At 45.9% G+C, this 24,461-nt stretch carries 27 protein-coding genes; 22 read left to right on the top strand and 5 right to left on the bottom strand.

Annotation, left to right across the window (positions count from 1 at the left end; all coding sequences use genetic code 11):
• Positions 1-157 precede the first annotated feature (157 nt).
• Both msrB and ACFQS8_RS04830 read right to left on the bottom strand, forming a co-directional pair.
• Entirely contained in the window at positions 158-565 is a 408-nt protein-coding gene (msrB, locus tag ACFQS8_RS04835; protein ID WP_382166134.1) for a peptide-methionine (R)-S-oxide reductase MsrB, read from the bottom strand.
• 84 nt (positions 566-649) lie between these two features.
• A complete protein-coding gene (locus ACFQS8_RS04830) occupies positions 650-1,105 on the bottom strand; it encodes a MaoC family dehydratase (RefSeq protein ID WP_382166133.1) in 456 nt (151 codons plus the stop codon).
• A gap of 399 nt (positions 1,106-1,504) precedes the next feature.
• Here ACFQS8_RS04830 and ACFQS8_RS04825 point away from each other — a divergent pair, with 399 nt between their 5' ends.
• The 15 genes from ACFQS8_RS04825 to ACFQS8_RS04755 all read left to right on the top strand — a co-directional run bounded on the left by ACFQS8_RS04825 (position 1,505) and on the right by ACFQS8_RS04755 (position 14,087).
• Complete coding sequence (locus ACFQS8_RS04825) at positions 1,505-1,942, top strand: hypothetical protein (RefSeq protein ID WP_382166132.1); 438 nt, start codon at positions 1,505-1,507, stop codon at positions 1,940-1,942.
• A 128-nt stretch (positions 1,943-2,070) separates the two neighbouring features.
• Positions 2,071-3,267 (top strand): DUF2336 domain-containing protein, encoded by a 1,197-nt coding sequence (locus tag ACFQS8_RS04820; protein ID WP_382166131.1) that lies wholly within the window; start codon positions 2,071-2,073, stop codon positions 3,265-3,267.
• Positions 3,268-3,393: 126 nt separating this feature from the next.
• Positions 3,394-3,873 carry a Na+/H+ antiporter subunit E gene (locus tag ACFQS8_RS04815; protein WP_382166130.1) on the top strand — a complete coding sequence of 160 codons (480 nt, stop codon included), beginning with the start codon at positions 3,394-3,396 and terminating at the stop codon, positions 3,871-3,873.
• A gap of 3 nt (positions 3,874-3,876) precedes the next feature.
• Positions 3,877-4,179 (top strand): MrpF/PhaF family protein, encoded by a 303-nt coding sequence (locus tag ACFQS8_RS04810; protein WP_382166129.1) that lies wholly within the window; start codon positions 3,877-3,879, stop codon positions 4,177-4,179.
• Positions 4,180-4,182: 3 nt separating this feature from the next.
• The gene (gene mnhG / locus ACFQS8_RS04805) at positions 4,183-4,575 is read left to right on the top strand and encodes a monovalent cation/H(+) antiporter subunit G (RefSeq protein WP_382166128.1); all 393 of its coding nucleotides are present in this window, start codon (positions 4,183-4,185) and stop codon (positions 4,573-4,575) included.
• Positions 4,576-4,579: 4 nt separating this feature from the next.
• Positions 4,580-5,644: a DUF4040 domain-containing protein gene (locus ACFQS8_RS04800; protein ID WP_382166127.1), complete on the top strand. Its 1,065-nt coding sequence runs from the start codon at positions 4,580-4,582 to the stop codon at positions 5,642-5,644.
• 3 nt (positions 5,645-5,647) lie between these two features.
• The gene (locus ACFQS8_RS04795; protein ID WP_382166126.1) at positions 5,648-6,334 is read left to right on the top strand and encodes a sodium:proton antiporter; all 687 of its coding nucleotides are present in this window, start codon (positions 5,648-5,650) and stop codon (positions 6,332-6,334) included.
• Positions 6,331-7,866, top strand: a complete 1,536-nt coding sequence (locus tag ACFQS8_RS04790; protein ID WP_382166125.1) for a monovalent cation/H+ antiporter subunit D family protein — start codon at positions 6,331-6,333, stop codon at positions 7,864-7,866. Before ACFQS8_RS04795 ends, ACFQS8_RS04790 begins: the two co-directional genes overlap by 4 nt.
• Positions 7,863-9,371, top strand: a complete 1,509-nt coding sequence (locus ACFQS8_RS04785; RefSeq protein ID WP_382166124.1) for a proton-conducting transporter transmembrane domain-containing protein — start codon at positions 7,863-7,865, stop codon at positions 9,369-9,371. Before ACFQS8_RS04790 ends, ACFQS8_RS04785 begins: the two co-directional genes overlap by 4 nt.
• Complete coding sequence (locus tag ACFQS8_RS04780) at positions 9,368-9,724, top strand: hypothetical protein (RefSeq protein WP_382166123.1); 357 nt, start codon at positions 9,368-9,370, stop codon at positions 9,722-9,724. Before ACFQS8_RS04785 ends, ACFQS8_RS04780 begins: the two co-directional genes overlap by 4 nt.
• Positions 9,724-11,502, top strand: a complete 1,779-nt coding sequence (locus ACFQS8_RS04775; RefSeq protein ID WP_382166122.1) for a Na(+)/H(+) antiporter subunit D — start codon at positions 9,724-9,726, stop codon at positions 11,500-11,502. The genes ACFQS8_RS04780 and ACFQS8_RS04775 overlap by 1 nt, the downstream gene beginning before the upstream one ends.
• Before the next feature lie 147 nt (positions 11,503-11,649).
• Entirely contained in the window at positions 11,650-12,096 is a 447-nt protein-coding gene (locus ACFQS8_RS04770) for a Ros/MucR family transcriptional regulator (protein ID WP_382166121.1), read from the top strand.
• Between the two features lie 157 nt (positions 12,097-12,253).
• Entirely contained in the window at positions 12,254-12,739 is a 486-nt protein-coding gene (locus tag ACFQS8_RS04765; RefSeq protein WP_382166120.1) for a PAS domain-containing protein, read from the top strand.
• A gap of 240 nt (positions 12,740-12,979) precedes the next feature.
• Entirely contained in the window at positions 12,980-13,315 is a 336-nt protein-coding gene (locus ACFQS8_RS04760; RefSeq protein WP_382166119.1) for a helix-turn-helix domain-containing protein, read from the top strand.
• Between the two features lie 4 nt (positions 13,316-13,319).
• On the top strand, positions 13,320-14,087 hold the full coding sequence (locus ACFQS8_RS04755; RefSeq protein WP_382166118.1) for a DUF6456 domain-containing protein: 768 nt from the start codon (positions 13,320-13,322) through the stop codon (positions 14,085-14,087).
• A gap of 8 nt (positions 14,088-14,095) precedes the next feature.
• Here the strand turns inward: ACFQS8_RS04755 and ACFQS8_RS04750 are convergent, their stop codons facing one another.
• Together ACFQS8_RS04750 and ACFQS8_RS04745 are read right to left on the bottom strand one after the other, a co-directional pair.
• A complete protein-coding gene (locus ACFQS8_RS04750) occupies positions 14,096-14,533 on the bottom strand; it encodes a SufE family protein (RefSeq protein ID WP_382166117.1) in 438 nt (145 codons plus the stop codon).
• A gap of 101 nt (positions 14,534-14,634) precedes the next feature.
• Positions 14,635-15,666 carry a hypothetical protein gene (locus tag ACFQS8_RS04745; protein ID WP_382166116.1) on the bottom strand — a complete coding sequence of 344 codons (1,032 nt, stop codon included), beginning with the start codon at positions 15,664-15,666 and terminating at the stop codon, positions 14,635-14,637.
• 126 nt (positions 15,667-15,792) lie between these two features.
• Here ACFQS8_RS04745 and ACFQS8_RS04740 point away from each other — a divergent pair, with 126 nt between their 5' ends.
• A complete protein-coding gene (locus ACFQS8_RS04740; protein WP_382166115.1) occupies positions 15,793-17,187 on the top strand; it encodes a sensor histidine kinase in 1,395 nt (464 codons plus the stop codon).
• A gap of 54 nt (positions 17,188-17,241) precedes the next feature.
• On the opposite strand, the gene ACFQS8_RS04735 is transcribed toward ACFQS8_RS04740, so the two are convergent.
• On the bottom strand, positions 17,242-18,201 hold the full coding sequence (locus tag ACFQS8_RS04735; protein ID WP_382166114.1) for a hypothetical protein: 960 nt from the start codon (positions 18,199-18,201) through the stop codon (positions 17,242-17,244).
• Positions 18,202-18,751: 550 nt separating this feature from the next.
• Between ACFQS8_RS04735 and ACFQS8_RS04730 the strand changes: the two genes are divergently transcribed.
• The 6 genes from ACFQS8_RS04730 (at position 18,752) to ACFQS8_RS04705 (ending at position 24,459) form a co-directional block, all read left to right on the top strand.
• Positions 18,752-19,117 carry a DUF1491 family protein gene (locus ACFQS8_RS04730; protein WP_382166113.1) on the top strand — a complete coding sequence of 122 codons (366 nt, stop codon included), beginning with the start codon at positions 18,752-18,754 and terminating at the stop codon, positions 19,115-19,117.
• Between the two features lie 118 nt (positions 19,118-19,235).
• A complete protein-coding gene (locus tag ACFQS8_RS04725; RefSeq protein ID WP_382166112.1) occupies positions 19,236-19,661 on the top strand; it encodes a hypothetical protein in 426 nt (141 codons plus the stop codon).
• A 138-nt stretch (positions 19,662-19,799) separates the two neighbouring features.
• Positions 19,800-21,407: a peptide chain release factor 3 gene (locus tag ACFQS8_RS04720; RefSeq protein ID WP_382166111.1), complete on the top strand. Its 1,608-nt coding sequence runs from the start codon at positions 19,800-19,802 to the stop codon at positions 21,405-21,407.
• Positions 21,408-21,410: 3 nt separating this feature from the next.
• Complete coding sequence (locus ACFQS8_RS04715) at positions 21,411-22,058, top strand: hypothetical protein (protein WP_382166110.1); 648 nt, start codon at positions 21,411-21,413, stop codon at positions 22,056-22,058.
• A gap of 204 nt (positions 22,059-22,262) precedes the next feature.
• Entirely contained in the window at positions 22,263-23,051 is a 789-nt protein-coding gene (locus ACFQS8_RS04710; protein WP_382166109.1) for a DUF3307 domain-containing protein, read from the top strand.
• A gap of 172 nt (positions 23,052-23,223) precedes the next feature.
• Entirely contained in the window at positions 23,224-24,459 is a 1,236-nt protein-coding gene (locus tag ACFQS8_RS04705) for a mechanosensitive ion channel family protein (RefSeq protein WP_382166108.1), read from the top strand.
• Positions 24,460-24,461: the final 2 nt, after the last annotated feature.

Genomic DNA, 24,461 nt, shown 5'->3' with positions numbered 1-24,461 from the left:
TACCATAATTTCATTTCCCCGAATGGTTGTTTTGAAGGGATGGTGGACCATTATTGCGTTTAGTTAAAGTGATTTCATGCTGAAATGTGAGTCTGTTTTACTTTTAGCAAATCGCGTGAATGCTGGTTTGAAATTGATAGAATATCAGGCAGTTTAATTATTCTTCTTCAGGTTCAAATTGTAAGACACTGCCATTTATACAGTAACGCAAACCTGTTGGCGCTGGTCCATCTTCAAAGACGTGCCCCATGTGTGCACCACAGCTTGCGCAGTGAACTTCTGTGCGTGCAGATGCAAGTTTGTAATCCGTTTTGACCTCTACTACACCATCAGAAGCGGGTTGAAAAAAACTTGGCCATCCTGAGCCTGAATCATATTTGTGATCAGATGACCATAAGACAGTTTGACAGCCTATGCAGTGATATTCACCCTTACGCTTCTCATTATTGAGTGGGCTGGTAAATGCACGTTCAGTGCCTTCATTGCGCGCGATGTGATATTGCTCAGGTGTTAGTTCGGCTTTCCACTCAGCGTCTTTTTTCTCAATTGGAGGCAGCTTACTCATAATGGACGCACTTTCCTGATTCTTGCGCATATATTCCAATGCGCGTTTTTCTAAATCGTATACGCAATATGTGGCGCTTTTATCTTATCCTTCAAGCTTTCCATAGACTATTTGTAGCGTTTCAGCGACGAGAGCAGGGCGTTTTTCCCCTTCAATCTCGAGTGTGTTTTTAATTTTCAAGACCTTGCCGCCAGCGTTTGACTTAACTGTCATGCAAACTTGTTTAAGGCGTACACGTGAGCCAACTCGAACCATATTGGTGAAGCGTACACGATCACTTCCATAGTTTAGAATACGGGATGTGCCGTGTATCGTCAGGCATTCATTAAATAAAACTGGAAGTAGTGACATGAGCAAATAGCCATGTGCAATTGGACCGCCTATTTCGGCGTTTGCCCGTTCAACATCAACGTGAATCCACTGATGGTCATCAGTGGCTTCAGCAAATTTATTGATACGTTCTTGAGTGATTTCAATCCACTCTGAAGTTCCGATTTCCTGCCCGACTTTTGAGTGAAGTTCTGAATATTCAATGTCCATGGCAGTCATTTCCGTTTATTTGTCTATACTTAGAGTTGTTTTGTGTGATGTGCGTATTGGTTAATATGACGAAAGCGGGCGTTTATACAAGTATAGAGGTTTAATATGCGACAGCCCAGCTTGGCAGCCTGTATACACCAATTCGCGGCAGGAATTCACTAGAAAAGACAAAGAATCTTATTTCCTTATCAATCTGGCATTTCCTTCTTGAGTTCTCATTGCTAGGAATTAACGCGTGAGTGGGGAGGTTTGCGGCTACCTGCGAGAGAGCTGGGTAGATTTAATGATCTGTGCAAATTTCTCAAATCTGCCATATGAGTATCATATTGTTGGTGTGATATTGATTAAAGAATATTATGCTCAACACAGCTTATGGGCCGATAAAAGAAAGTTTGAACGATGCGCGGAATAAGGTCTTTTGTAAGCTGGGTTTTAGCACTTTGCCTATTTGCGGCTTTAGTGATCGCTGTTGATGCAAAATTGCTGAGTGACCCTGAAAAAGCAAATGTCGTATTCACATTGCTTGCAGAGCGTACAGGGCAGGAATTGTTTGAGCCAACAGGACGATATGTCGTTGGCGTCATTGAAGCATTCGTCGCACTCATGCTTATCTTGCCTTTCACACGTAGATTTGGCGCAATCATCTTATTGGTTGTATCGGGTGCATTGTTAGCAGCGCACGCTTCTCCTTTGCTTGGGCAGGAAATTCCGCTTGAGATTGGGAGTGCAAAAACTGACGGTGCAAGTGCTTTCTATCTCACAATGGCTATGACGATAGGTGCGGGGTTGTTGATGTTTATTCACCCAAGACGCCGCCGTCGCCGTACTTACAACTAAACAGACCTCGCATAATTTGTAAGCTTGGCGAGATCCTAAACAAGAAAGTTCATTTTTTTTGCAATGGTGTGACACTTAGTTAACGCATTCGCGTAAAATATAGAGTGTTAACACCTTGAGGCAAATGGATGGCTGATAGCCTAAATCAACAAGAAGAGCAGTCGATTGACCTAACCTCCCGTCGCATGTTGTTGCGTCGGTTGACGGATGTTGTCGCTTTGCCTGATTCTGCATCTAGTTCTCAGGACCGCGCGATTGCGGGTGATATTCTGTTAGAAATGCTAATTGATGCAGGTGAGCAAGAGCGCATAGTTTGTGCAAACCGTCTTGTAGGAATGTCCCAAGCACCGCGCCGTGTGTTACGTTATTTGGGGCAGGATGTCGCGGCAGTTTCAACAAAGTTATTGGAAGAATCAGAAGCTTTTGATCAATCAGATTTGGTCAATATCGTGGTGACAGGCGCATCATATCACAGGAAAGCGATAGCAGGCCGTAAGGATGTTGGCTCGTGTTTGAGTGATGCAATATCGCAAAGTCGTGATTCTGAAGCCATAATAAAAATGCTCATGAATGATCGTGCCATTGTGTCAGAATTGACGATTGACCGCTTGGTTACAATGAGTCGCAATATGGAAGGCTTAGGCGCAATATTGCTTCGCCGTCCAGAATTAAGACCAGCGCATGCTTTGGTTCTGTTTTGGTGGTCTGATAAAGCGACGCGCCGTAACATCTTGAAGCGTTTTTCGGCTGAGCGCGGTGTTCTCATTGATATGTGTTCAGACATATTTGTGCGTGCTGCGGGAGATGGTTGGGCCGACCCAGTCGTTCGTAAAAGTTTGCAGGTGATTGAGCGTCGTCAGCGTAACCGTGATGCAATTGAGCGCAGCCAATATGGCAGTTTAGAAGATGCGATTGCGCAAATGCTGAAAAATGGTCCCAAGCCTGAGACTATAGATGAAATTTCATATATGTGCGGTATTAAACCACTGACAGGACAAAAGATTTTTTCAGATAAAGGCGGCGAGGGGATAGCTGTTCTTGCCAAATCTGTTGGGTTGAAACGTCAATATTTCAAAGCACTTTGGGCAGCTTTAGGGCGTCCAATTAGTCGTAAAGATGCGCCCGTAGAGCATTTTGAAGATGTGCTTGAAACCTATGAGATGTTGGCCGTGGCCAAGGCGCAGACAGTTCTTCGCTATTGGAATTGGTCTTTGAGTTCGTCTTACTCACCAGAAATGCTGGATGAGGATACGCTCAACTTAGAGCTTGATACAGAAACCAATGGCCCAGCATCGCGGGCAAGTCGCTTGGTGTTTGGACGATAAGAATATTTTGGTCCAAAGGTCTGGTCAAAAGTGACTCTTCTCGATAACTAATTTGTAATTCTCAATGGTGGGGCGGCTGAATAACTTTCTCAATTCAGTTGGCTACCCTTAATATATACGGATCTGATGGCGTATTTACTTGGCTTGATTGCTGGTGTCTCAATATTTTGGTTTGGACTATCAGGGTATTTCCAATTCCCTATTCTTCATATGGGAATTGGGTCGATCATTTTTGTGATTTGGTTCGTGGCGCGTTTGAAAATTATAGACCGCGAAACATCCCCTTATTTCTTGCTTCCTCGAATTTTAGGATATTGGATTTGGCTTGGCGGCGAAATCGTAAAAGCGAATTTGGTTGTGTTGCGTGCTGCGTTAAGTGTGACGCCTGATATTGAACCTGCGATGACCCGAGTGAAAACGCGCTGTAAATCAGACCTTGCAAAAGCTTCGTTTGCAAACGCTATCACACTGACCCCTGGTACAGTCACCATCGACATCGAGGGAGATGAATTGCTTGTGCATGGTCTCTACGCCCGAGACGTTGCGCCGGGTTCTTTCGATGAGATGGATCGTCGTACTTCAGAAGCTATAGACGGAAAGAGTTAAGTCATGCTGGTTGCTGCTACCCTTGCCGTGATTGCGGCGATGGCCCTTTTGCTTGCGCGCGCGCTCATGGGGCCAACGATTTATGATCGCGTTTTAGCGGTAAATTCGTTTGGAACGAAAACTATTTTGCTTTTGGGTTTGTTAGGATTCGTAACAGATCGACCGGACTTTCTTGATATCGCGCTTTTGTATGCGTTGATCAATTTTGTTGGCACGATCGCTATTTTGAAATTCTTCCGTTACCGCTCTTTTGGCGTTCCATTGTCGCGTGGTTCTGGGCCTTCAAAAGAAACGAAGGGGAGCTAAGTCATGGATATCTTTTCTCCAGAAAATTTAGAAGCGGCGCGCGTCTCCACGGGGGCAGCATTGGCAATGGTCGGGGCATTTTTCTCAGCCATTGGGACGGTCGGTGTCGTGAGATTTCCCGATTTTTATACGCGCATGCACGCAGCATCAGTGACAGATACCCTCGGGTCCTCTTTGGTCTTGATCGGGTTGATGTTGATTGGTGGCTGGTCGCTTGTCACGTTTAAACTTTTATCCATTTGGGTGTTCTTGCTGGTCACAGGGCCAACAGCCTCAAATGCTGCAGCGAATGGCGCGCTTAAAGCTGGTTTGGAGCCATTCTTAGGAAAGTGGACAGGCCAAAAAGTGACTGTTCGCGGCGAAGCGGCGCTTACAACACAAGACGAGAAGGCATAACGCAATGGAAATTCATTTCATCACGTCAGTCCTGATCGCTAACATCGTTCTTATGGCGATGTTGGGTGTTATTACGATCGCTATCATTAGAATGCGCAGTCTGTTTTCTATTGTTATGCTATCGGGGGTGTATTCGCTTATTTCCGCAGCTTGGTTTCAAGCAATGGATGCTGTTGACGTCTCTTTCACGGAAGCTGCTGTGGGGGCAGGTGTTTCAACATCCCTTATCCTTGCGGCAATGTTGCTGACTGTCCGTAAAGCAAAGCCATCCAAGCCCATTTCAAAGCGTTGGGCTCCTTTAGCGGTCGTTATCGCAACAGGTGCTGTTTTGGTATACGCATCTACTGACCTTCCATCATTTGGAGATGCATTCTCACCTGCCAATAGCTATGTGGGGCAAGCATATGTCGATAATTCGCCTGCAGATGTAGGTACACCAAACATTGTGACTGCTGTTCTAGCGTCCTATCGTGGTTTCGATACTTTTGGTGAAACGGTCGTTGTGTTCGCTGCTGGTATTGCGGTAATTTTGCTCCTTGGATTTGGCGAGCGCGCGCGTGCAGCCGCTGACTGGAGAGGCGCACAAGAAGAGCAAACTGAAACGAATGATGACAGTCACCTGATTTTGCGTGTTGTTGCGAAATTCTTGCTACCTCTAATCATAATCTTTGCATTCTATGTTCACTTGCATGGAGAGATTTCACCTGGGGGTGGGTTTCAGGCAGGTGTTATTTTTGCCGTAGCGATCATGTTGTATGCGCTGATTTTTGGTTTGCCTTTGGCAATGAAGGCATTTCCCCCCGTTTGGGCGCGAGCCGGTGCTGCAATTGGTGTCGCAGTGTTCGGTTTGACCGGAGTTGTCTGCATGCTTAATGGCGGACGTTTTCTTGACTATGACTATATATTCGGGCCGCCAACTGGCGCAGCTCATGGGCATCACAATTGGCCGCAGGTTACGGGTATTATTGCCGTAGAAGTTGGGGTGGTTGTGACTGTGGCATGTGTGATGATTACAGCTTTTTATGCGTTCGCAGGTCGTGTACCTGAGATCCGGGACGAGGATTGGTAAATCATGGAAATCGTACTGGAAAAATACAATTACTGGATCATCATCTTATTGATGATGGGTGGTCTTTACATTGTTTTTGAAAGCCAAAACTTGATCAAACGTTTGGTGGGGTTATCCATCTTCCAAACGTCTGTGATTTTTCTATACGTGACATTGGGAAAAATTGCAGGTGGAACGGCTCCTATCTTCATTAGTTCTCCTCATGGCGATGACCATCATGGTGACGCGGCAGGACATGGTGATAGTGCTGGACATGGTGCTGAAGCTGGCACCGCGCATGCTGCTGAAAACACTGTCGACCATTCAAATACTGCAAGTCATGGACATGAAGGTGGAGATGCTGCTCATCATGAGCTTGCTGCACCGGTTCACGACACTCTGGAAGGCGCGCATGAAGTTGTACATGGTGATGGCGTGAGCGCTGCTGTAGATGCTGCAACGCAGGCGCACTCCGCTGCGCAAGCAGGCGCACACCACGCACCTGACGCAACACATGCAGCCGCAGAGATCATCTATACCAACCCATTACCTCACGTGTTGATGCTAACAGCTATTGTGGTGGGTGTTGCTACTTTATCCGTCGGATTGGCGCTTGTTGTACGTATCCGTGAAGCCTATGGAACCATTGAAATGGACGACGTGAATGCCGCAGACCTCGCTGTCTGTGAGACAGAAGGTGAAAAAGCATGACCATGTTTGCTAATCTTCACTTAGCGCCAGAAGCTGTGGCGATGAATGCACCTGCATTGCTCGTTGTTGTTCCATTTCTAATGGCAACTGCGACTGTATTTGCACCGAATGGGCGTTTTGCTTGGATCATGGCGTTACTCACGTCAGCGGTAACTGTTTGGCTTTCTTTGGTTTTAGCGTCTGAAGTTGGTCGTGACGGTCTCTTGTCCTATCACATGGGTGGATGGGCCCCGCCATTGGGAATTGAGTTCCGCGTCGATGGGCTGAACACGATAGTCGTGGTGGTGATTGCCTTTATGGCATTGCTATCGACATTGTTTGCGCAACCTGCTGTGGCGGGCGAAATTCGCGCTGAAAAACAGCCGCTTTTCTACACCGCATTCCAGATTTGTTTGGCCGGTTTATTGGGGATGTCACTTACGGGTGATGCGTTTAACCTGTTTGTTTTCTTAGAGATTTCTTCTATTTCAACTTATGTTCTTGTCGCATTGGGTGCCAATCGTGATCGTCGTGCGCTGACGGCGGCATTTAACTATCTGATCATGGGAACAATTGGTGCGAGTTTCTTCGTAATCGGGGTAGGGTTCCTGTATTCTGCGACCGGTACGTTGAACATGGCAGACATGTCGACTTTGCTGAAGCCTCTTCATGATTCACGTGCTGTTCAAGCCGGTTTTGCATTCATTGTTGTGGGGCTTGGTCTGAAAGCGGCGATGTTCCCGCTGCATCAATGGTTGCCATCTGCTTATGCTTACGCGCCAAGTTTCGTCACGGTTTTCCTTTCTGCTACCGCGACGAAGGCTGCCTTGTATGCGCTTGCTCGCTTTATGTTCACAGTGTTCGACCCGTCTTTAGACTTCGTGGTTGCTGCCTTCGACTTCGTGCTTGCTCCAGCTGCTTGTTTGGCGATTTTGTTTTGCTCATTCCAAGCGATTTTCCAAGTCGATGTCCGGCGTGTGCTCGCGTATTCTTCCGTGGCGCAGGTGGGTTACATCTTACTTGGTATGGCGACAGGAACAGCGATGGGTTTAAGTGCTGGGATGTTCCATCTTGCAAACCACGCCTTGCTTAAAGGTGCCTTGTTTATGGCGATTGGTGCTGCTGCTTTGAGTGCAAATGTTTGGAAAGTTTCACATTTTAGAGGTGCTGGTAAAAAAGCACCACTAACATTTGCAGGTTTCACAGTGGCTGGATTATCGCTCATGGGCGTGCCGTTGACGGCAGGTTTCCTATCTAAATGGCGACTAATTGAGGCTGTTATGGCGAATGGTTGGTGGTGGGCTGCACTGGTCATTGGTGCTTCTTCATTCCTCGCATTCTTCTATGTGGGGCGCATTCTGGAAGTTGTCTTCTTTAAAGAAGCTGACGCAGATGGTCCTGAAATTAAAGAAGCTCCTTTTATTGCATTGTTCGCAATTTGGGTGCTTGCAGGATTGAATATCTTTTTTGGTATCAACCCATCTGTTCCGCTTGGTTTGGCAGAAGCTGGTGCGCAAGCCGTGTTTGGTTTTGATGTAGGAGGCGTGCAATGAGTAATGAACTCCTGATCCAACTTGCGCTTGGAATACCATTATTTTGTTCCATCGCAGTTTGGGCATTCCGTAGTGCACCAGATGTACGTGAAACGGTCACAATGTTGTCGGCGATTGGTTTGTTCATCGTCGCAGTTTCTATCGCAATGCGACTCGATGCTGGGCAAGTTGTTGAATGGGCTATGGTGCAGGTTGCGCCGGGTTTCTCCTTTGCGTTCAAAGTTGAACCTCTAGGGGCCATGTTTGGGTGTATTGCGTCTGGGCTTTGGGGCGTAAATTCGCTCTACTCAATCGGGTATATGCGCGGTAATAAAGAAAAACACCAAACACGTTTTTACATGTGTTTTGGTGTCGCTTTGTTCGGTGCAATGGGGGCAGCATTCTCTGCAAACCTATTTACCCTATTCATCTTTTATGAAGTTCTGACACTTTCAACATACCCGCTTGTTACGCACAAGGGCGATGCAAATGCGTTGCGCGGTGGCCGCATTTATTTGACGACATTGCTGGGAACATCTGTCGGCTTCTTCTTGCTTGCAATCGTAGGGACATATGTTGTCACCGGTATGACTCCAAACGGATTTGATGCAAGCATTGCAACGACTGACTTCACGCAAGGCGGTATTCTTGAGGGGCATGCCTCGAAAATTGTCGGGTCTGTTTTGCTCTTACTATTCGTGTTTGGGATCGGAAAGGCGGCAATCATGCCGTTCCATTTCTGGCTTCCTAATGCGATGGTGGCACCGACGCCTGTATCAGCTTTGCTCCACGCTGTGGCCGTTGTGAAAACAGGTGTGTTTGCAGTGTTGAAAATTGCGACATTCATTTTCGGCGCGGATTATCTGATTACCTTGCCAGGACGTGAGATCATACTTGTTGTTGGGTGTTTCACGATTGTGGTTGCATCCCTGATCGCGTTGACCAAAGACAACCTTAAAGCACGTCTGGCCTATTCCACAGTTTCACAGCTTTCTTATGTGACTGTTGGAGCCATGCTTGCAACGAATGCCGCTATGATGGGGGCAGGTTTGCAAATCGCGATGCACGCGGTGGGTAAGATCACATTGTTTATGTGTGCGGGAGCAATTTATGTTGCGACAGGAAAAGGTAATATTTCCGAAATGCGCGGCCTTGGCCGAAAAATGCCGATCGTGTTCACCTGTTTCTTGTTAGCGTCTCTTTCGATTATTGGTGTGCCACCATTTGGGGGATCATGGGCAAAATATGAATTGCTCCTTGGTGCTCTTGATGCAGAGAAGACGTATGTCGTCTGGACGTTGATTGCTTCATCTATTTTGAATGTAATTTACCTCATTCCAATATCTATTTTAGCATTGATGCCGCCTAAAGGTTCGGGTGTACCTGTCGCGTTCAAACGTGAAGGTGGTGCGCCGCCATTGGCTGTATTGCCGCCAGCTCTTACAGCCTTTGGGTGTTTAGTGCTGTTCTTCGGTGTGAATGTACTGTTTGACTTCCTCCTTCCAGTGTTCGGGAGCCGGCTATGAGCGATGATATGAATAAAGATAAAAGCTCCGATGGCGTAACGCCGCTTGCCAAATTATTGTTTGGGTGGACGGATGCGAAATCAACTCCGACGATTTTTCTATTTGCATTGATTGCGGTATCGCTTGGTTTGTTTGTTGCTGATTTTTTCATTCACAAACATGCTTATGAGCCTGTGAAGTTTTCAGAAATGCCTATGTTTTATGGGCTTTATGGCTTTGCTGCTTTTGCATTTGTTGTGTTGTGTGGTTGGCCTTTGGCGAAGATTTTACGCAAAGATGAAAATTACTATGGAGACCTTGAAGGTCTCGATGAAGATGACATTAAACCTGATGCGAAAGAGGAGGGCCAATAATGTCTTCTGAATTTTTGAACCTTCTTAAAGACATCAACCCTGGTTTCGTCGTTATCCTTGCAGGGCTTTTGGCTTATGTGGTGCGCGTGCCTGCACTGCGCGCAGTTATCACGATAGGTGGGCCTATTCTGGGTATTGTTATGCTTGCAACCCTGTCTGACTTTAAAGTCGATCATGGTGTCTTGCGTATTATGGATCTCACGGCGATTACATATCGCGTTGATTCATTGTCATTCATTTTTGCGCTCGCGTTTTTAATCGCAGCAGCCATTAATTCGGTGTATTCGCTACACAATAAAGACCCGCTGCAAGACGCGTGTGCGCTCGTGTATGCGGGGGCGGCAATCGCTGCTTCCCTGTGTGGTGACTTGATGACTGTGTTCTTCTTCTGGGAGCTTACAGCGGTTTCATCTGTATTCCTGATTTGGCAAACAGGTACAAAGGCTGCCTACAAAGCGGGTATGCGTTATATCGCTATCCAGATTTTATCGGGTGTATTGCTACTGTTTGGGGCGACATACTTTCTGCAAAACCACGGAAATCTGGAATTGCGAGCGATTTCGCTTGAAGAGCCGGGTGCATGGTTGATCTTCCTCGCATTGGGTATCAAGGCTGCATTTCCATTCTTGCACAATTGGTTGCAGGACTCCTACCCAAAAGCGACGCCTACGGGTGCGGTTGTTCTGTCGGCATTCACAACCAAGCTTGCTGTGTACGCCTTTGCTCGCTTGTTTCCGGGTGAACACATTCTGATTTACATCGGTGCGGCGATGACGATCTTCCCCGTCTTCTTTGCGGTGGTTGAAAATGATTTGCGTAAAGTGCTTGCTTACTCATTGAATAACCAAGTTGGTTTCATGATTTGTGCGATTGGTGTGGCAAACCTTGATACTGAATATGGACGTTATGCATTGAATGGTGCGGCTGCACACGCGTTTGCGCACATTATGTATAAGGGCTTGTTGTTCATGAGCATGGGGGCTGTGCAATATAGAACAGGTACAGCGAAAGCTTCCGAGCTAGGGGGCTTGTGGCGAAGTATGCCGCTGACGACGCTATTTTGTTTGATAGGGGCAGCTTCGATTTCAGCTTTCCCGCTATTCTCAGGATTTGTGGCTAAGTCCATGACGTTGTCAGCCGTAGGGCATGAGGGATATGTGCTCGTTTGGTGTATGCTATTATTTGCATCTGCAGGTGTGCTTGAGCACTCAGGTATCAAGATTCCATATTTTGCATTCTTCGGACATGATTCAGGTAAGCGTCCTAAAGAAGCACCATTTAATATGTTGCTTGCTATGGGGTGTTCGGCATTTATATGTATTGCTGTAGGGATACCAGGTCTTGGCGGAACGCGTTGGCTATATTCACAACTGCCATACGCTACAGAAGCGCTATATTACCTTGAGCATTCATTGTGGACTGTCGATCACGTCGTCACTCAATTCCAATTACTTGTCTTAGCTATGCTGGCATTCGTCTTGATGAAGCGGTTTGGCTTTTATCCTGCGGAGAAACCCGGTGTGGTGCTCGACTTTGATTGGACCTATCGCCGTTTAGGCTATGGTTTGGCAAAGTGGTCAGAGAACCTCTGGGCGCGTTCTAGCCCTGCTATGATGGCGGGGTGGCGTTCAGTTGGATCACGTGCGCACGCATCTCTTATGGCTGCATTTAGCCCTGAAGGAATGCTTGCGAAGGGCGGCGTAAGTGGATCTATGGCGGTCTGGTCTGCGCTTATTCTTGGTCTTGTTATCGCTGTTTCTGTAATTTCAGCAATATAGAGTCTCTTTGCTTTAGTTACGTGCGAATCTAAATTGTATGTTATTTTTCCTGTATTGCTGATTATTTAGCAGTGCTTGGTCTTTACATATGATCTGAGTTGTACAATTTGAGCTGGTAAATACTGGCTTAAACGTAAAGAGTACAAAATGACCAAAGATAGCGATGATGTAGTAATCGCAACGGATAATGACGCTGCACTTATTAGCATTGTGTCTGAAATTGTTTCTGCATATGTGGGAAACAACCCAGTTCCGGTTTCCGATTTACCGAGCTTGATCGAGAATACTTACAATGTTGTGAGTGATCTTAGTGGTCGTGCAGTGAAAGAAGTAAAAGCGGATTTAAAGCCGGCAGTGTCTGTTCGTAAGTCTTTGAGCGAAGATTTCCTGATCTGTCTTGAGGACGGAAAGAAGTTTAAGTCGCTCAAGCGTCATTTGCGTACACGTTACAACATGTCTCCGGATGAATATCGTGAGAAATGGGGATTAGCGCCTGATTACCCAATGGTTGCCCCAAATTACGCGAAACAACGTTCTGATCTTGCAAAGCGTATGGGCTTGGGGCAAGCGAAAGAAAACGCCAAAAGTAAATAAAGTATTAACTTTATCGGTTCGCTTCCGAAACAAATATAGAATCACATTTATTAGAATAGAATCATCTTTACTGGCGCGGACTCTTGCCAAAACCTGAATATTCGATGAAAGTAGCTTTTACAAACCGAATCAAACAGGGCATGGGGCACTTATGATTATGGGCGATACGCGTTTATGCCTGAGAGGGCAGATGACGCTTTTGAACGAATGGATCGCGAATAAACAACTAGACCGGATCGCGTCTCGTGATGAAATGCAGCCGGCGCAGTTTATTACTGAGCTGGCTTATATTTCGATTCTGGAAAAAGTTGAGACAGATATTATATTCCGTATTTCTGGTTCAGAGATTCGGCGTATGCTCGGACGAGAAGCGCGTGGTCGAAAGCTTGTTCAATTTCCTGGGCTTGCGCGCTCCAATGCGGGCATGCAGGCGGCGAAGTCAGCTTTTAAGCATGCGCAACCGGTATCTGGCACTTATGAACTCCCTGGAAACCGTGTTCATTTTTGGTTGAGATTACCTATCGTGGATAAACGCGGGAAACTTACTCAATTACTTTGTCATGATCGTGTATTGGATCATGAGATGATAGAGGTAGAAGCGCCAAGCTATGTAATTGGACAAAAAGTGCAGCATGCAGCTTAAGTTATCATCACTAACTTTAGAAAAATAATTCAAAAGTGAGCAGCCGATCGGCTGCTTTTTTTGTGTTTGAGTATGATATCAAGTAATTGATAAATATATGTTTTTATAGAATTTCAACAAAATTTGTATGTAGAGAGAGATTGTAGAGGTTTAGGTTGAAAGTCTCCACAATAGGAATATTATCCTACACCTAAGAATGTGATGCACACTTCCATCATATTTCAAGATGGAGTGGATAACATGCAGTTTGTCAGACAGTCAGAAGATGCAGCAAGGGCTCGTTTGGCGAGTTCATTGTCAGGGTATGTCTTTGATGTAAGCTTAAGTGATTTGTACAGTACAACGCGTGGTGCGCAGCAGATATCAACTGCGCGGCAAGTTGCGATGTATTTAACGCATGTATCTTTTGGATTGAGTCTCGCTCGTGTAGCTGGAGCTTTTATGCGGGATCGGTCAACTGTTGCGCATGCCTGTCATCTAATAGAAGACCGAAGAGACGATCCAGAATTTGATGAATTACTAGAAGCTTTAGAGAGGGCAGCGCGCGCTGCTCCGATGCCAGTGAGTAAGGCTTAGAGCAATGACCGTGGATGGGTTCAGTCTTTCGCGTGAGCGGTTCAATCGTATTGCGCGGGCCATGTGCAGGCATGATTCTTCTTTGGTTGAGCGTAAACAGGTAGAGGGGGACTTACGAAGTGCAAGCTGGGAAGTTGTCCGCACGTCTGACCGGCGGATGCGTCCAGCTCTTAGAATTTCACCTAAAGAGATGATGTGGTTAAAGGCGGTGGGGGCAATTGTGGAAGCAGGCGGCCTCAAGGGTTTTATCTGGCAAGCATCATTCGAGATTTCAAAGGTCACCGAGGATAACGATAAAGTATGCAAAATACCTAATGCCGTTGATAATTTGGAGGTTGAGACGCGCAGGCTGCCAAGGTCTGGGTTTGCAAGATTAGTAATGCTGGCAAAGCAAGGCAAGGGACCGTTTAACAAACGGCAGGTAGATGCTGCATTGTGTTTCTTGCGGGACTTGGAGGCGCAGGGGACTCATGCCGGTTTAGTGATGAATTGGACCCAAATAGCAAATATTCGTGAGAAAAATAGATCCAATTCGAGCGTTTCAAAAGCGTATTATTCAAGTCTCGCATCTTATAGATTGAGAGAGTTGAGTAAGATAATGAGCGAGCGGGATTACTCAATTTTGCACGCGGCATGTGTTGCTCAGCTGAGCTTAACCTCCATCGAATCTAAATTCGGGCTATCCAAGCGCAGTGCAGGGCACATGCTCGCAGAGATACTAGAAAAGGTGGCGAATGCATACGACTTTCAAATCTCAGGAGGGAGATATTGAAGGTGTGCTTAACTGTTGATCGCAGATTGAGCGTCTTGACGTATACGTGCGAGCATAGATTTGAAACCATTGGAACGCTGAGGCGAAAGCGCTTCATCTACGCCAATACTTGCGAAAAAAGCATCAGCATCAAAGGCTAAAATGTCCTCTGGTGTATTATCAGAGTATATTTCAAGCAGCATTGCGATAAGGCCAGATACGAGGATCGCATCGGATGCTCCCCTGAATTTTAAAGCGCCTTCCTTCACTGAAGGTTCAGTTACGAGCCAAACTTGGCTTGCGCATCCCATAACTTTGTTATCATCAATCATCTCAGCATCACTGAGGGGGGAAAGAGATTTTCCCAAATCAATGATATGCGCGTATCTTTCTTCCCAATCGGTAAGAAATTCAAAATCTTCGCGCAGTTCGTTGGCGGCTTGTTCTAAAGGTGTTGTATTGGACATGCTGCATATAAAAGGCCCGCAAGCAAAACATGCAAGCGGGCCTTTGTATTTCTTTTTAATTTTTTTAAATTAATGGCGAGTGCACGCCATTATGTGAAGGCTTATTGAGCGACATCACCCACACATTGACCCATGTCAGAGATGGCGTGCTTACGCATACATGCTTGAAGGCCGTAATGGTCTGATTGAGTACCCACACATTGATTGAATTGCTGTTGAGCAAATTCGAAACAATCTTTAGAGCGACGGTCATTCATTGCCTTAGCGACACCAGGTTCAGCTAGATTTGCGCCGCCAAGAATCTCATACGCTGCAAGTGAAGCCATGTGGTTGGCTGTTTCTGATCTAACAGGGTTCACATTGTAATGACGTTGGGTCATCGAAGACAATGCGGACATTGGCGCGTTTGTCGCAATACGCGTTGCGCGTTCCCATGCATTCGCTTGACCAGATTGTGCAAGGAGGGAGCCTAGGTTTGATGATGAAAACATCTCCCGTGCAGATGATGACACAGGGCGACCTGAGTATGTAAGTGACTTTAGACGGCTAGCGCGTTGAGCGCCATCGCGAATGCGTTCTTTAACCCAAGATTGGTTTTGCAAGGAGGCTTCTTGTGATTCTAGATATGATGCAGCACTGAGCATGTACATTGAGTCAGCTTCGGCTGCAGCCAATGATGATTGAAGCGCGCGGTCCCCACCTTTTAGACTCGTTGCGTAGCTTGGTGCTTTGCGAAGTGCGTTCAAAAGAACATCGCGGCCATAATAGGCTTCAACTTCACGAACTGAGTTTGCAAATTCTCTGTTTTGCGCAGCAATCAATGCAGAATATGACATCCAGCCAGAAGTTAGTTGGCCTGTGTTTTGTCCACCTAAAGCTTCTAGTTTTTGGTCGATGTCTTGTGTTGAAGAAAGTGGACGACTGCGCACATTGGCAATGTCACCTTGAAAAGTGGCATATGTCGCTGCTGCATTTGTAATTGTTGACGATGGTGTCGTCGTAACTTGTTGCGCGCTGGCATATGTTGTTTGGGTATTTTGATTTGTAGACGAGGTCGTGACTGTTTGAGCGTGTGCTCCGCCAAGGCAAAGGCTGGCGATAGTCGCGGATTGTAACCAAGGGGTTAGGCGCATGGTGGGGGATCCTCCGGTCTCTTTTGTAACAGCTGGGGTGCTGATATTGTGTAACTCTAACAAAAATCATCAAGTTTTAACGCTAGAAATTTACTCTAGCTTCAGTTTCGTTTATGGCTAGTTACGATGACAGAAATATTCCAACACAAAGCAGTTAACTCCGCGTTAGCGCCTTCAGATATCCTCGAACAAAGAGCCAGCTGGATTCTTTTATGCCTTGTTGTGCTTTTTGCTGTGTGGATTAGCGGAGCGAGTCTTCTATTGAGTCTATGTGTGGCGGGCATTGCATCACTACCTGCTTTCATCCAAATTCTAGCGTCTCGGTTTGGTGAGGATGCTTCGCATGAATTAGAGATGGCTGCATGGATTGTTATTGTGATGGTCGGGGCTACCGCTATGGGCGGTGCAGTGTCTCCCATTTCAGCAGCATTTTTTATTCCTGTCGTGACTGCTTTGAGTTTAGGACGTAAGCGCCAAGCTATTGAAGCGAGTGCTTTTTCTGTCTTGAGTTTCTGTTTGGCGGCGCTTTTGTCGAGAATGGAATTTCTGCCCATTGATGTTGAAACATTCCAACCCGCTCCAGGATTATTTGCGCTCATATCACTTATTTATATGGCGTCATTAGCGCGCAAGATTCAATTGGGTGAGAACCCATCCGCGATATTGAGCCGGTTTAGAGAAAAGACAAATGGGCAAATTGCCCGCTTGAGTAAGCAAAAAGATATTCTTGTCGAGCGATTAAAAAAATCTGATTCTGCTTATGCCAAAGCTAATGAGCAACACGTGATTGCCGCGTCAAAGATTTCTGAACTAGAAACAAAGTTAGAGCAACGCACATTATATTTTGCTAAGACTAGCCATGAATTGCGAACACCATTGAATGCTATTCTTGGTTTTTCAGAGATTATGAAAGAAGGCGTTTTCGGTGAATTGCCGGAAAAGTATAAAGAATACGCACAATTAATTCATGAGGGTGGACGCTCATTGCAATTGACTGTGGATGATGTGTTGGATCTTTCCAAGATTGATTCTGGCCAATATGTAATTCAGCCGGAGATGGTCTCACTCACTGAATTGATGTGGGAAACAGTGCGCTTTATGGCAGATCAAGCGCGACGGGGAGATGTGAAGTTGAGCATTTCCAGTCGCACGAAAGATGTTGAAGCCTATGCTGATCCGCGCGCTGTGCGTCAGATTGCCCAAAACCTAGTATCGAATGCAATTAAGTTTACGCCTCATGGTGGCAGCATTGCTATATCTGTCAGAGAGGCAGAAGAGGGCGGCGCTTGGATGAGTGTGCGAGATACAGGCCCTGGTATGTCTAAGGACACGTTTGAGGCGGTGTTGGCCCCGTTTAGTCAGGCAGATACAGCTGCTAAGTCGAAATACACAGGCACCGGTTTGGGACTATCTGTCGTGAATGCTTTTGTGAATTTGCATAAGGGACGATTGCAACTCGATTCAGAGCCGGATGAAGGCAGTGTTATATCTGCTTACTTCCCACCGAAAGTTGAGCAGTAAGCCTTAAAAGTAGGTGGCCTTAATCATTCGCAAGAGTGGAAACCTGCTATAAAATTAGTGAGTTGGGTCTACTTTATCGCGTGCAATCGCGCTAAAGGCAGCTGCAGCTTGGAAATCCCCAACTTCAAAAACAGCTCTAACAGGCTTGGAGCTTTTATCTCTATCTGAGGGGATGAATTCCACAATGAGAGATTCGCGGGGATCGAGCTGATTTAGAGCCTCTCGGGCTGTTTCATCAAACAGAAAAAGAGCACCTTGTGTTTTCTTTCCGTCTTGATATGGCGGAGCATCTACAACTTCTCGACCAGAAGCTAAGATTTTTTTTGAGATGGACAGTGGTGGTGGTGTTAGCCCTGTTGAAGGACCAAACATTCCGCCGATCCAAGGTTCAGGCGATTTTTCATTGTCCCTCAATATTAACCGTGCCAATGCGGGGGGGGATTTATCGGGAAGTGTTTTTGCTATAGCTGCGAGTTTGGATGGTGGACGAACATCACCAGGCTTGGAAAAACCCAAAGGATCTTTTGCGCGAGGTAGATGGATAAGTCCAAACCTAACACTTGTGATTGGGTCTTCTTGATAGGCCGCCCATACATCGGTCAATGTACGCGTTGCAGTCCATTGGCGCTGGCCGCCCTTAAATTCATAAAAAGGCGTACGAGAAAAGGCTAGGAATGCATCTTTGAGGCGTTCATTCGATGATGTCAGACCTTCATCATCGCACTCTTTTGAATTTGCGTAATCTGTTGCTTCATCATTCAGTGCGTTGACATCTCGCAGAGGGTATCCGCCACGCAGAAGCGCTGTCCGCGCCTGCCAAAATCCCATTTCCAATGCGAGCCGTTCAGAAGTCGAAAGAAGTTTGCATTTTATGTCAGCAGCCCTCAAAGAGGCGCGCTCAAGGAACGCACTGTCGGCACTTGGAGCATCCTGTGCAATAGCGTTTGGTGTCATGCTTATGCAGAATGCGATAAGGGCAAGCCTTCGAGAGAGGGAGGGAGAAAAGCAATTCATGCAAGCATGTATACCCATAGAGGTATTGATCAGCAATGAAGAGGCTGTGCACAAGCCTAGGCTATTTTGTGGCAAACTTGCTACCAAAGCCTAGAACCGCGCCGAAAATGTCGAATTTCGAGTGGGCTAAGCAGCTTTGTGGCTTGGGCGTTTTATCATAGAAGAATTCACAGAAGATTCGAAAAGTGTATTTGACGGAGACTTGACTGCTTTTCTTTGATCTTTTGCATACGCGCGTAGTTCAAGATAAAGAAATATCAGGCCAGAAAGGCAGACGAGTGTAACTATAGTCCATATCAAGTTTAGATTGGCTGGTGTAACTTGGTTTTGAATTGTCGAATATTGATCTGAAGATAAATGAAATAAAGCATCTGTCATTGTATCTACTCTGAAAGGTAGAATGCTAGGAATGACAGACTGTTGTAGTATAATCGGTGCATAAGCTAACATTTTTGTAACCCAACTTTTCCCCTAAATAGCGAAAACTCTGTTTAGAATTTTCTCCCCCGTCTAAGTATCAACAAAAATATAAAAAGAAAGAACAAATTACATGTCTTTCACAGTTGTAACTAAGCTTTGGGTTGAAGCACTCATGCGTCGGGCGAGTACAGAGGGGGCGTTTTCAACTATTGAGAGAGTTGGAGATGAAATGAGGGGAGACGTTATAGTAAAGACGCGGAAACCAAATGGAGAGATTTCCCTTTTGGGGCGTGCTTTTACTGGCTCTGACGAAGTCGCTTTTCAGATTCTTACACCTGAAAATGCAGTTTTGTCAGATGTTGAAGCAAATAATTATCTTTCCAAAAGAGTGTCATATGACACGGATCTATGGATCGTTGAAATTGAAGATAGAGAAGGACGCCATTTTTTAACGGAGCGTGTCTTGCCGCTTATACAAGATGACCCATTCTTGTAGGGCGAAGGTATGTTCATGCGTTTATTTTGCAGTCATGGAAAACGTTACATGACTCTTTCATCATGAATTTGCACGAAATTTTCGAGCGTATCCAACGGAATATTTACATTGAGCGCGTATGGTAAACCCTATTGCTGAAGGGTGTTGTGTACTTATGTTGTTTTTGCTGAATGATCAGGTTTTAGATGTTGGTGATCCTCGCACAACAATACGTGAGTTTTCTGGCCAATTGACGGATATACCCTATGCAAAATTGCGTGCGCCTCATGCTATAAGTTTGGGGCAAGCTCTGTTTTATCACTGTCCTGCAGATCGAAAACCTTCAGCCGGTGCATTGAGGGCTTTAGGGGCACTCATTTTTGAATTTACAGAAGCAAATGCAGCTTTGTTTGTACGTCCTCTAAATGCTAAGGGGCCTCAAGATGTACAATTGCGTTTAGCTGAGGTTCAATTGCCTGTTATTGCAAATCTTTTCCAGCAACAGACACGCAAGCCATTATCACCCGTGCTTGTAAATGATTGTGTTTGGTCGAGTGCAGCTTAGAAAATCTCTATTTTAGATGCGCTCTGTTAGTAAGAAATTTTAGCTGTTCTTTAAAAATCGAGATCACCCTTTGCGAAAAGGCGCGGATTGCTTTAATGGGTTCTGCTTGTTTTAGACTTTCCCGCAGGAACACAGCTTATGGCGCTTTCGCCCGTTCAAGAATCAGCCCGTCGTCGGACATTTGCCATCATTTCTCACCCAGATGCGGGTAAAACCACGCTGACAGAGAACCTTCTTTTGACTGGTGGTGCTATCCGTCTTGCAGGGCAGGTTGCTGCGCGGGGTGAACGCCGCCGGACGACGTCAGACTGGATGAAAATTGAGCAGGATCGTGGTATTTCTGTTGCTTCGTCTGTGATGACATTTGAATACGAAAACCTCGTATTTAATTTGCTAGATACGCCTGGGCACGAAGATTTCTCTGAAGATACCTATCGTACGCTTACCGCTGCGGATGCCGCTGTCATGGTGTTGGATGCGGCGAAGGGTATTGAGCCGCAGACTTTGAAACTGTTTGAAGTGTGTCGTTTGCGCGATATTCCGATCGTGACTTTTATCAATAAAATGGACCGTGAAGCGGTGGATCCATTTGAAATGCTTGATGAAATTCAAAACAAGCTAGCGCTAGACTGTGCGCCATTGTTTTGGCCACAAGGGTCGGGTGAGCGTTTCCGAGGCATGGTTGATCTTACTACAAGTGAGTTTTTGAAGTTTAAAAAGCGCACTGCCAAAGATGCCCTAGAAGTAGGTGGTGCACCGCGCGTGGCGTTGGATGAAACATCAACTAAGGGACATTTAGATGATGAAGAGTTTCTTGAAGTCTCCGAAGCGGCTGAAATGGCGAGAGAAATCTGTGTACCCTTCAACCATCAGTCTTTCCTTGAAGGGCATTTAACACCGGTCGTGTTTGGAACAGCATTGCGTCACTTTGGTGTACGTGAGTTGCTGGACACATTGAAAGCTTATGCACCGCCGCCGCGTGCGCAAAAGGCACGTGTTAAAGGTGTGGATACAGTCGTAGATATTGAAAACAAAGAAGTTTCTGGATTTATTTTTAAAGTTCAAGCCAATATGGACCCAAACCACCGTGACCGGATTGCGTTTTTGAAAATGGTTTCGGGGCAGTTCAAGCGCGGTATGAAGCTTAAGACAACAGGCGGGAAACAACTCAATGTGTCCTCTCCTGTCATGTTTATGGCGCAGGACCGTGAGATCGCTGATGATGCGTTTGCTGGTGATGTGATTGGTGTGCCCAACCATGGTGCTTTGCGTGTGGGTGACAGCTTGTCCGAGACTGGTAGCATTATGTTTGGGGGGATCCCTAACTTTGCGCCTGAGATCTTGCGACGTGCACGGTGTCTCGATCCGATGAAGTCAAAACACCTTCGCAAAGCGCTTGAAGGGCTGGCTGAAGAAGGGGTGACACAGCTTTTTACACCCGCAATTGGAGCCGATATGATTGTGGGAGCTGTGGGGGCTTTGCAGATTGATGTGATGGCAGAGCGTGTCGCTGCAGAAAATAAGCTGGAAGTGGTTTTTGAGCAGGCATTATATAATGTAGCGCGCTGGATTACGTCGGATGATGCCGCCAAATTGGATGCATTCCTTGAGAAAAACCGCATGAATGTGGGAACTGATATTGACGGTGCCCCTGTTTTCCTTGGGAAAAATGCGTGGGATGTAGGGTATGTGGCAGAGAAAAATCCTGATATAAAATTCTCTGCGACGAAGGAAAGATTGGCTTAAAGCATGATTGCAGTTCTTGCGGGTGACATTATCAAATCTTCCCGTTTGACGCCGGAAGAATTGCAAAACGTCAAGGATTGCATTGCGAATACATGCGATGAGCTTCGCGAGAAGTTTCCACATTTTGGATTGAGTCAATTATTTTTCTTTAGAGGAGATGGTTGGCAAATGGTAATTCAAAAGCCTTCGGCCTCGTTACATGTTGCTCTCTCCATATATGCAGCTTTACGGCATCAGAACATTGCACAAACTCGAATTGCCATTGGTGTGGGCAATTATGATGTTCTGGACATGGATAGTTTAGATAAATCATCTGGTTCTGTTTTTAGCGAAGTTGGGCATACTCTTGATAATATGACGTCTCGGTCACGGGACATTGTATTTGCTCGTCGTGATTTTGAAAAAGAAACTGCAATACGTGTTGGTCTTTGGGGGATTACGTCTTGCGTTTCTGCTATTGCTTCAGATTGGACATCACGTCAGGCGCAAATCGCGTATATTGCTATGCAAAGGGTAGATGAAACTCGTGCGTCATTAGCTGAAATACTTGATCCACCTATCACTCCGCAGGCTTTTACTGATAGCTTGGTATCGTCTCATTTCGCTGCGTTAAGTGATGGAATATCTGCCTATTTTACTATTTTAGAATAGGGCAGGCTTATTCATCTGCATTTTGAAAAGCAGGTTAAATCGCCTGCTTTTGTTCGTGTATGTTGAATCAAGTGAATTCACTTGTCTTTTGAATAACAAGCTAAAACGCTTGTTTTGTGCTTTGGTGTTCTGGTTGGAAGTTAGGTTGATAACCCATCTATCCACTTGTATGGATATTAAAGTGAACAAGCGCGAGGGGGATGTATGCTGGAACTGTTTATAATGCTGTTTGCAGCGCATATCCTTGCGGATTTTGTATTTCAGACCAAATGGCTACTTCAGCGCAAGCATCACTTTGTCGGCATGGCTTTGCATATCGCAATTGTTTTGGGTACGACGATCGCCATCAGCGGGCTTTTAGATTGGCGTATACTTGCCATAGTTGGAGTCAGCCATTTTGTGATGGATTTCATTAAGACCCGATATTTGCCGGATACTTTGTTAAGTTTCACGCTCGACCAATGCCTTCACATTGGAATTTTAGTGGGCCTTGTGTGGTGTTTTCCGAATGCGTTTGAAAGCAGTTTTTGGCAATTTGTATCGGCTGAAAATATGCAAATGGCGATCACAGGATTAGTGCTGATATTGGGCGCGATATTGTCGGTTCGCGTGGGGGATATCGTGATCCATAAAGCGATGTTGCCCATGGAAAAGCAGTTTGAAGCAGAGGTAAAATCCAAGCTCGAAGTGGGCCGGAAGAATAAGTATTCAGGCTTGCCCAACGCTCCCGCAATGATTGGCGTGTTGGAGCGTTTCATTATTTATCTTTTGATTATGGTTGGCCAGCCGACAGGGGTAGGGTTTTTGATTGCGGCAAAATCAATTTTGCGATTTGCGGGTGCCAAAAGTGACGATCATGATAATCGGCGTGCAGAATATGCTGCGTCTGAAATGATAATTGTTGGCACACTAATGAGTTTTGGTTGGGCAATTTCAATCTCTGTATTGACGCTAATTGCGCTTAAAATGCGCGGCGTAAATTTGGTAATTTAACGACTATATTACCCAAGTATTGTCATGCGGATGCCATATGTTGAAGGTTTAAAGACTTTGCGGGAAATTAGCAGGCATACGCCCCTTGACCTAAGCGGCGAATTCTAAGCTCTTTTGCGCAGATTTATTGGTGGAGTTGATATCTGCCAAACAATTGAATGAGGCTTGATTTATGTTTGAACGTTTTGTCAGTGAACTTCCCACACAAGTGCAAGATGGTATCGCATACCTAGACAGCATTTGGCATGAAGGGGCGTTTGGCCTGACATATGGCGACATAATCATTGCCACGGGAATTATACTTTTCTCCTTGATTATACGGGGAATATTTGCCCGAACAGTTGTACGTGGCATCTCGCGGGCAGCAGCGGGAACGAAAACCAATCTTGATGATGCGCTTGTAACAACAATTGCGGCACCGTTGAAAATGGTGCCGATTATCGTGGGTTTTTATGCTGCATCTCAAGTGATTGAGCTGAATGAAAGCTTGCAGCTAATCGTCGATAAGGTGTTGCGCTCATTGGTGGCGTTTTCAATTTTCTGGACACTTAACCGCGCTGTTGGTGCGTTTTCCTTCTTGTTTACGGGGCTACGCAACACGCTATCACCTGCGATTGTGGATTGGATTGCCAAATCTTTGCAGCTTGTCTGTGTGTTCGTTGGAGCGGCTGCAATTTTGGAAATATGGGGCATTCAAGTTGGCCCAATTCTCGCGGGGCTTGGTATCTTCGGGGTGGCTGTTGCACTGGGTGCACAAGACTTATTTAAGAATTTGATCTCAGGTATTTTGATCCTTGTTGAAAAACGCATGGAGCCGGGCGAGTGGATCGCTGTAGATGGCGTGGTAGAAGGAACAGTTGAAAGAATAAACTTCCGTTCAACGCTGGTGCGCCGTTTCGATAAAGCGCCTGTTTATGTCCCGAATGCGAGCTTTTCCGACAATGCTGTGGTCAATTATTCACGCATGACGCATCGCCGTATCAAATGGGTGATCGGGGTGGAGTATCGCACAACCACAGAGCAGTTGCGCTATATTCGTGATGAGATTGAAGCGTACCTTTATACCAATGATGCATTTGCAAAACCGCCAGAAGCGACGTTGTTTGTGCATGTGGATTCGTTCAATGATTCCTCAATTGACTTTCTAATCTATTGTTTCACGCACACGACAATCTGGACAGAATGGCTTGAACACAAAGAGCAATTTGCCTTGAAACTGATTGAGATTGTGGAGAGTGCAGGCACGAGCTTTGCGTTCCCAAGCCGTACACTCTACATGCAACAGCAAGAGCCGCCCGAAGTTATTCACCCGCCAACATTATCTGAAAACGTCAGTAAAATGCGTAGTTTGAAAGGTGATTCAAGCGCCGGAATGAATGCGGGTGCTGAAGACGGTGGGGACGGTTAAAC

Source organism: Hirschia litorea, assembly GCF_042665075.1.
In the GTDB taxonomy this organism is placed as follows: Bacteria; Pseudomonadota; Alphaproteobacteria; order Caulobacterales; family Hyphomonadaceae; genus Hirschia; species Hirschia litorea.
The sequence above is the reverse complement of the archived record's forward strand: the minus strand, read 5'-3'. Positions and strand labels throughout refer to the sequence as shown.

Excerpts from the sequence above, each read along its gene's own strand:
- ACFQS8_RS04740 (WP_382166115.1), top strand. The coding sequence starts at position 15,793 with ATGACAGAAATATTCCAACACAAAGCAGTTAACTCCGCGTTAGCGCCT.
- ACFQS8_RS04755 (WP_382166118.1), top strand. The coding sequence starts at position 13,320 with ATGACCGTGGATGGGTTCAGTCTTTCGCGTGAGCGGTTCAATCGTATT.
- ACFQS8_RS04785 (WP_382166124.1), top strand. The coding sequence starts at position 7,863 with ATGAGTAATGAACTCCTGATCCAACTTGCGCTTGGAATACCATTATTT.
- ACFQS8_RS04815 (WP_382166130.1), top strand. The coding sequence starts at position 3,394 with ATGGCGTATTTACTTGGCTTGATTGCTGGTGTCTCAATATTTTGGTTT.
- ACFQS8_RS04710 (WP_382166109.1), top strand. The coding sequence starts at position 22,263 with ATGCTGGAACTGTTTATAATGCTGTTTGCAGCGCATATCCTTGCGGAT.
- ACFQS8_RS04760 (WP_382166119.1), top strand. The coding sequence starts at position 12,980 with ATGCAGTTTGTCAGACAGTCAGAAGATGCAGCAAGGGCTCGTTTGGCG.
- ACFQS8_RS04795 (WP_382166126.1), top strand. The coding sequence starts at position 5,648 with ATGGAAATCGTACTGGAAAAATACAATTACTGGATCATCATCTTATTG.
- ACFQS8_RS04730 (WP_382166113.1), top strand. The coding sequence starts at position 18,752 with ATGTCTTTCACAGTTGTAACTAAGCTTTGGGTTGAAGCACTCATGCGT.
- ACFQS8_RS04780 (WP_382166123.1), top strand. The coding sequence starts at position 9,368 with ATGAGCGATGATATGAATAAAGATAAAAGCTCCGATGGCGTAACGCCG.
- ACFQS8_RS04715 (WP_382166110.1), top strand. The coding sequence starts at position 21,411 with ATGATTGCAGTTCTTGCGGGTGACATTATCAAATCTTCCCGTTTGACG.
- ACFQS8_RS04790 (WP_382166125.1), top strand. The coding sequence starts at position 6,331 with ATGACCATGTTTGCTAATCTTCACTTAGCGCCAGAAGCTGTGGCGATG.
- ACFQS8_RS04830 (WP_382166133.1), bottom strand. The coding sequence starts at position 1,105 with ATGGACATTGAATATTCAGAACTTCACTCAAAAGTCGGGCAGGAAATC.
- ACFQS8_RS04820 (WP_382166131.1), top strand. The coding sequence starts at position 2,071 with ATGGCTGATAGCCTAAATCAACAAGAAGAGCAGTCGATTGACCTAACC.
- ACFQS8_RS04825 (WP_382166132.1), top strand. The coding sequence starts at position 1,505 with ATGCGCGGAATAAGGTCTTTTGTAAGCTGGGTTTTAGCACTTTGCCTA.
- ACFQS8_RS04735 (WP_382166114.1), bottom strand. The coding sequence starts at position 18,201 with ATGAATTGCTTTTCTCCCTCCCTCTCTCGAAGGCTTGCCCTTATCGCA.
- ACFQS8_RS04725 (WP_382166112.1), top strand. The coding sequence starts at position 19,236 with ATGGTAAACCCTATTGCTGAAGGGTGTTGTGTACTTATGTTGTTTTTG.
- ACFQS8_RS04770 (WP_382166121.1), top strand. The coding sequence starts at position 11,650 with ATGACCAAAGATAGCGATGATGTAGTAATCGCAACGGATAATGACGCT.
- ACFQS8_RS04705 (WP_382166108.1), top strand. The coding sequence starts at position 23,224 with ATGTTTGAACGTTTTGTCAGTGAACTTCCCACACAAGTGCAAGATGGT.
- ACFQS8_RS04775 (WP_382166122.1), top strand. The coding sequence starts at position 9,724 with ATGTCTTCTGAATTTTTGAACCTTCTTAAAGACATCAACCCTGGTTTC.
- ACFQS8_RS04810 (WP_382166129.1), top strand. The coding sequence starts at position 3,877 with ATGCTGGTTGCTGCTACCCTTGCCGTGATTGCGGCGATGGCCCTTTTG.
- mnhG (WP_382166128.1), top strand. The coding sequence starts at position 4,183 with ATGGATATCTTTTCTCCAGAAAATTTAGAAGCGGCGCGCGTCTCCACG.
- ACFQS8_RS04765 (WP_382166120.1), top strand. The coding sequence starts at position 12,254 with ATGGGCGATACGCGTTTATGCCTGAGAGGGCAGATGACGCTTTTGAAC.
- ACFQS8_RS04745 (WP_382166116.1), bottom strand. The coding sequence starts at position 15,666 with ATGCGCCTAACCCCTTGGTTACAATCCGCGACTATCGCCAGCCTTTGC.
- ACFQS8_RS04750 (WP_382166117.1), bottom strand. The coding sequence starts at position 14,533 with ATGTCCAATACAACACCTTTAGAACAAGCCGCCAACGAACTGCGCGAA.
- msrB (WP_382166134.1), bottom strand. The coding sequence starts at position 565 with ATGAGTAAGCTGCCTCCAATTGAGAAAAAAGACGCTGAGTGGAAAGCC.
- ACFQS8_RS04800 (WP_382166127.1), top strand. The coding sequence starts at position 4,580 with ATGGAAATTCATTTCATCACGTCAGTCCTGATCGCTAACATCGTTCTT.
- ACFQS8_RS04720 (WP_382166111.1), top strand. The coding sequence starts at position 19,800 with ATGGCGCTTTCGCCCGTTCAAGAATCAGCCCGTCGTCGGACATTTGCC.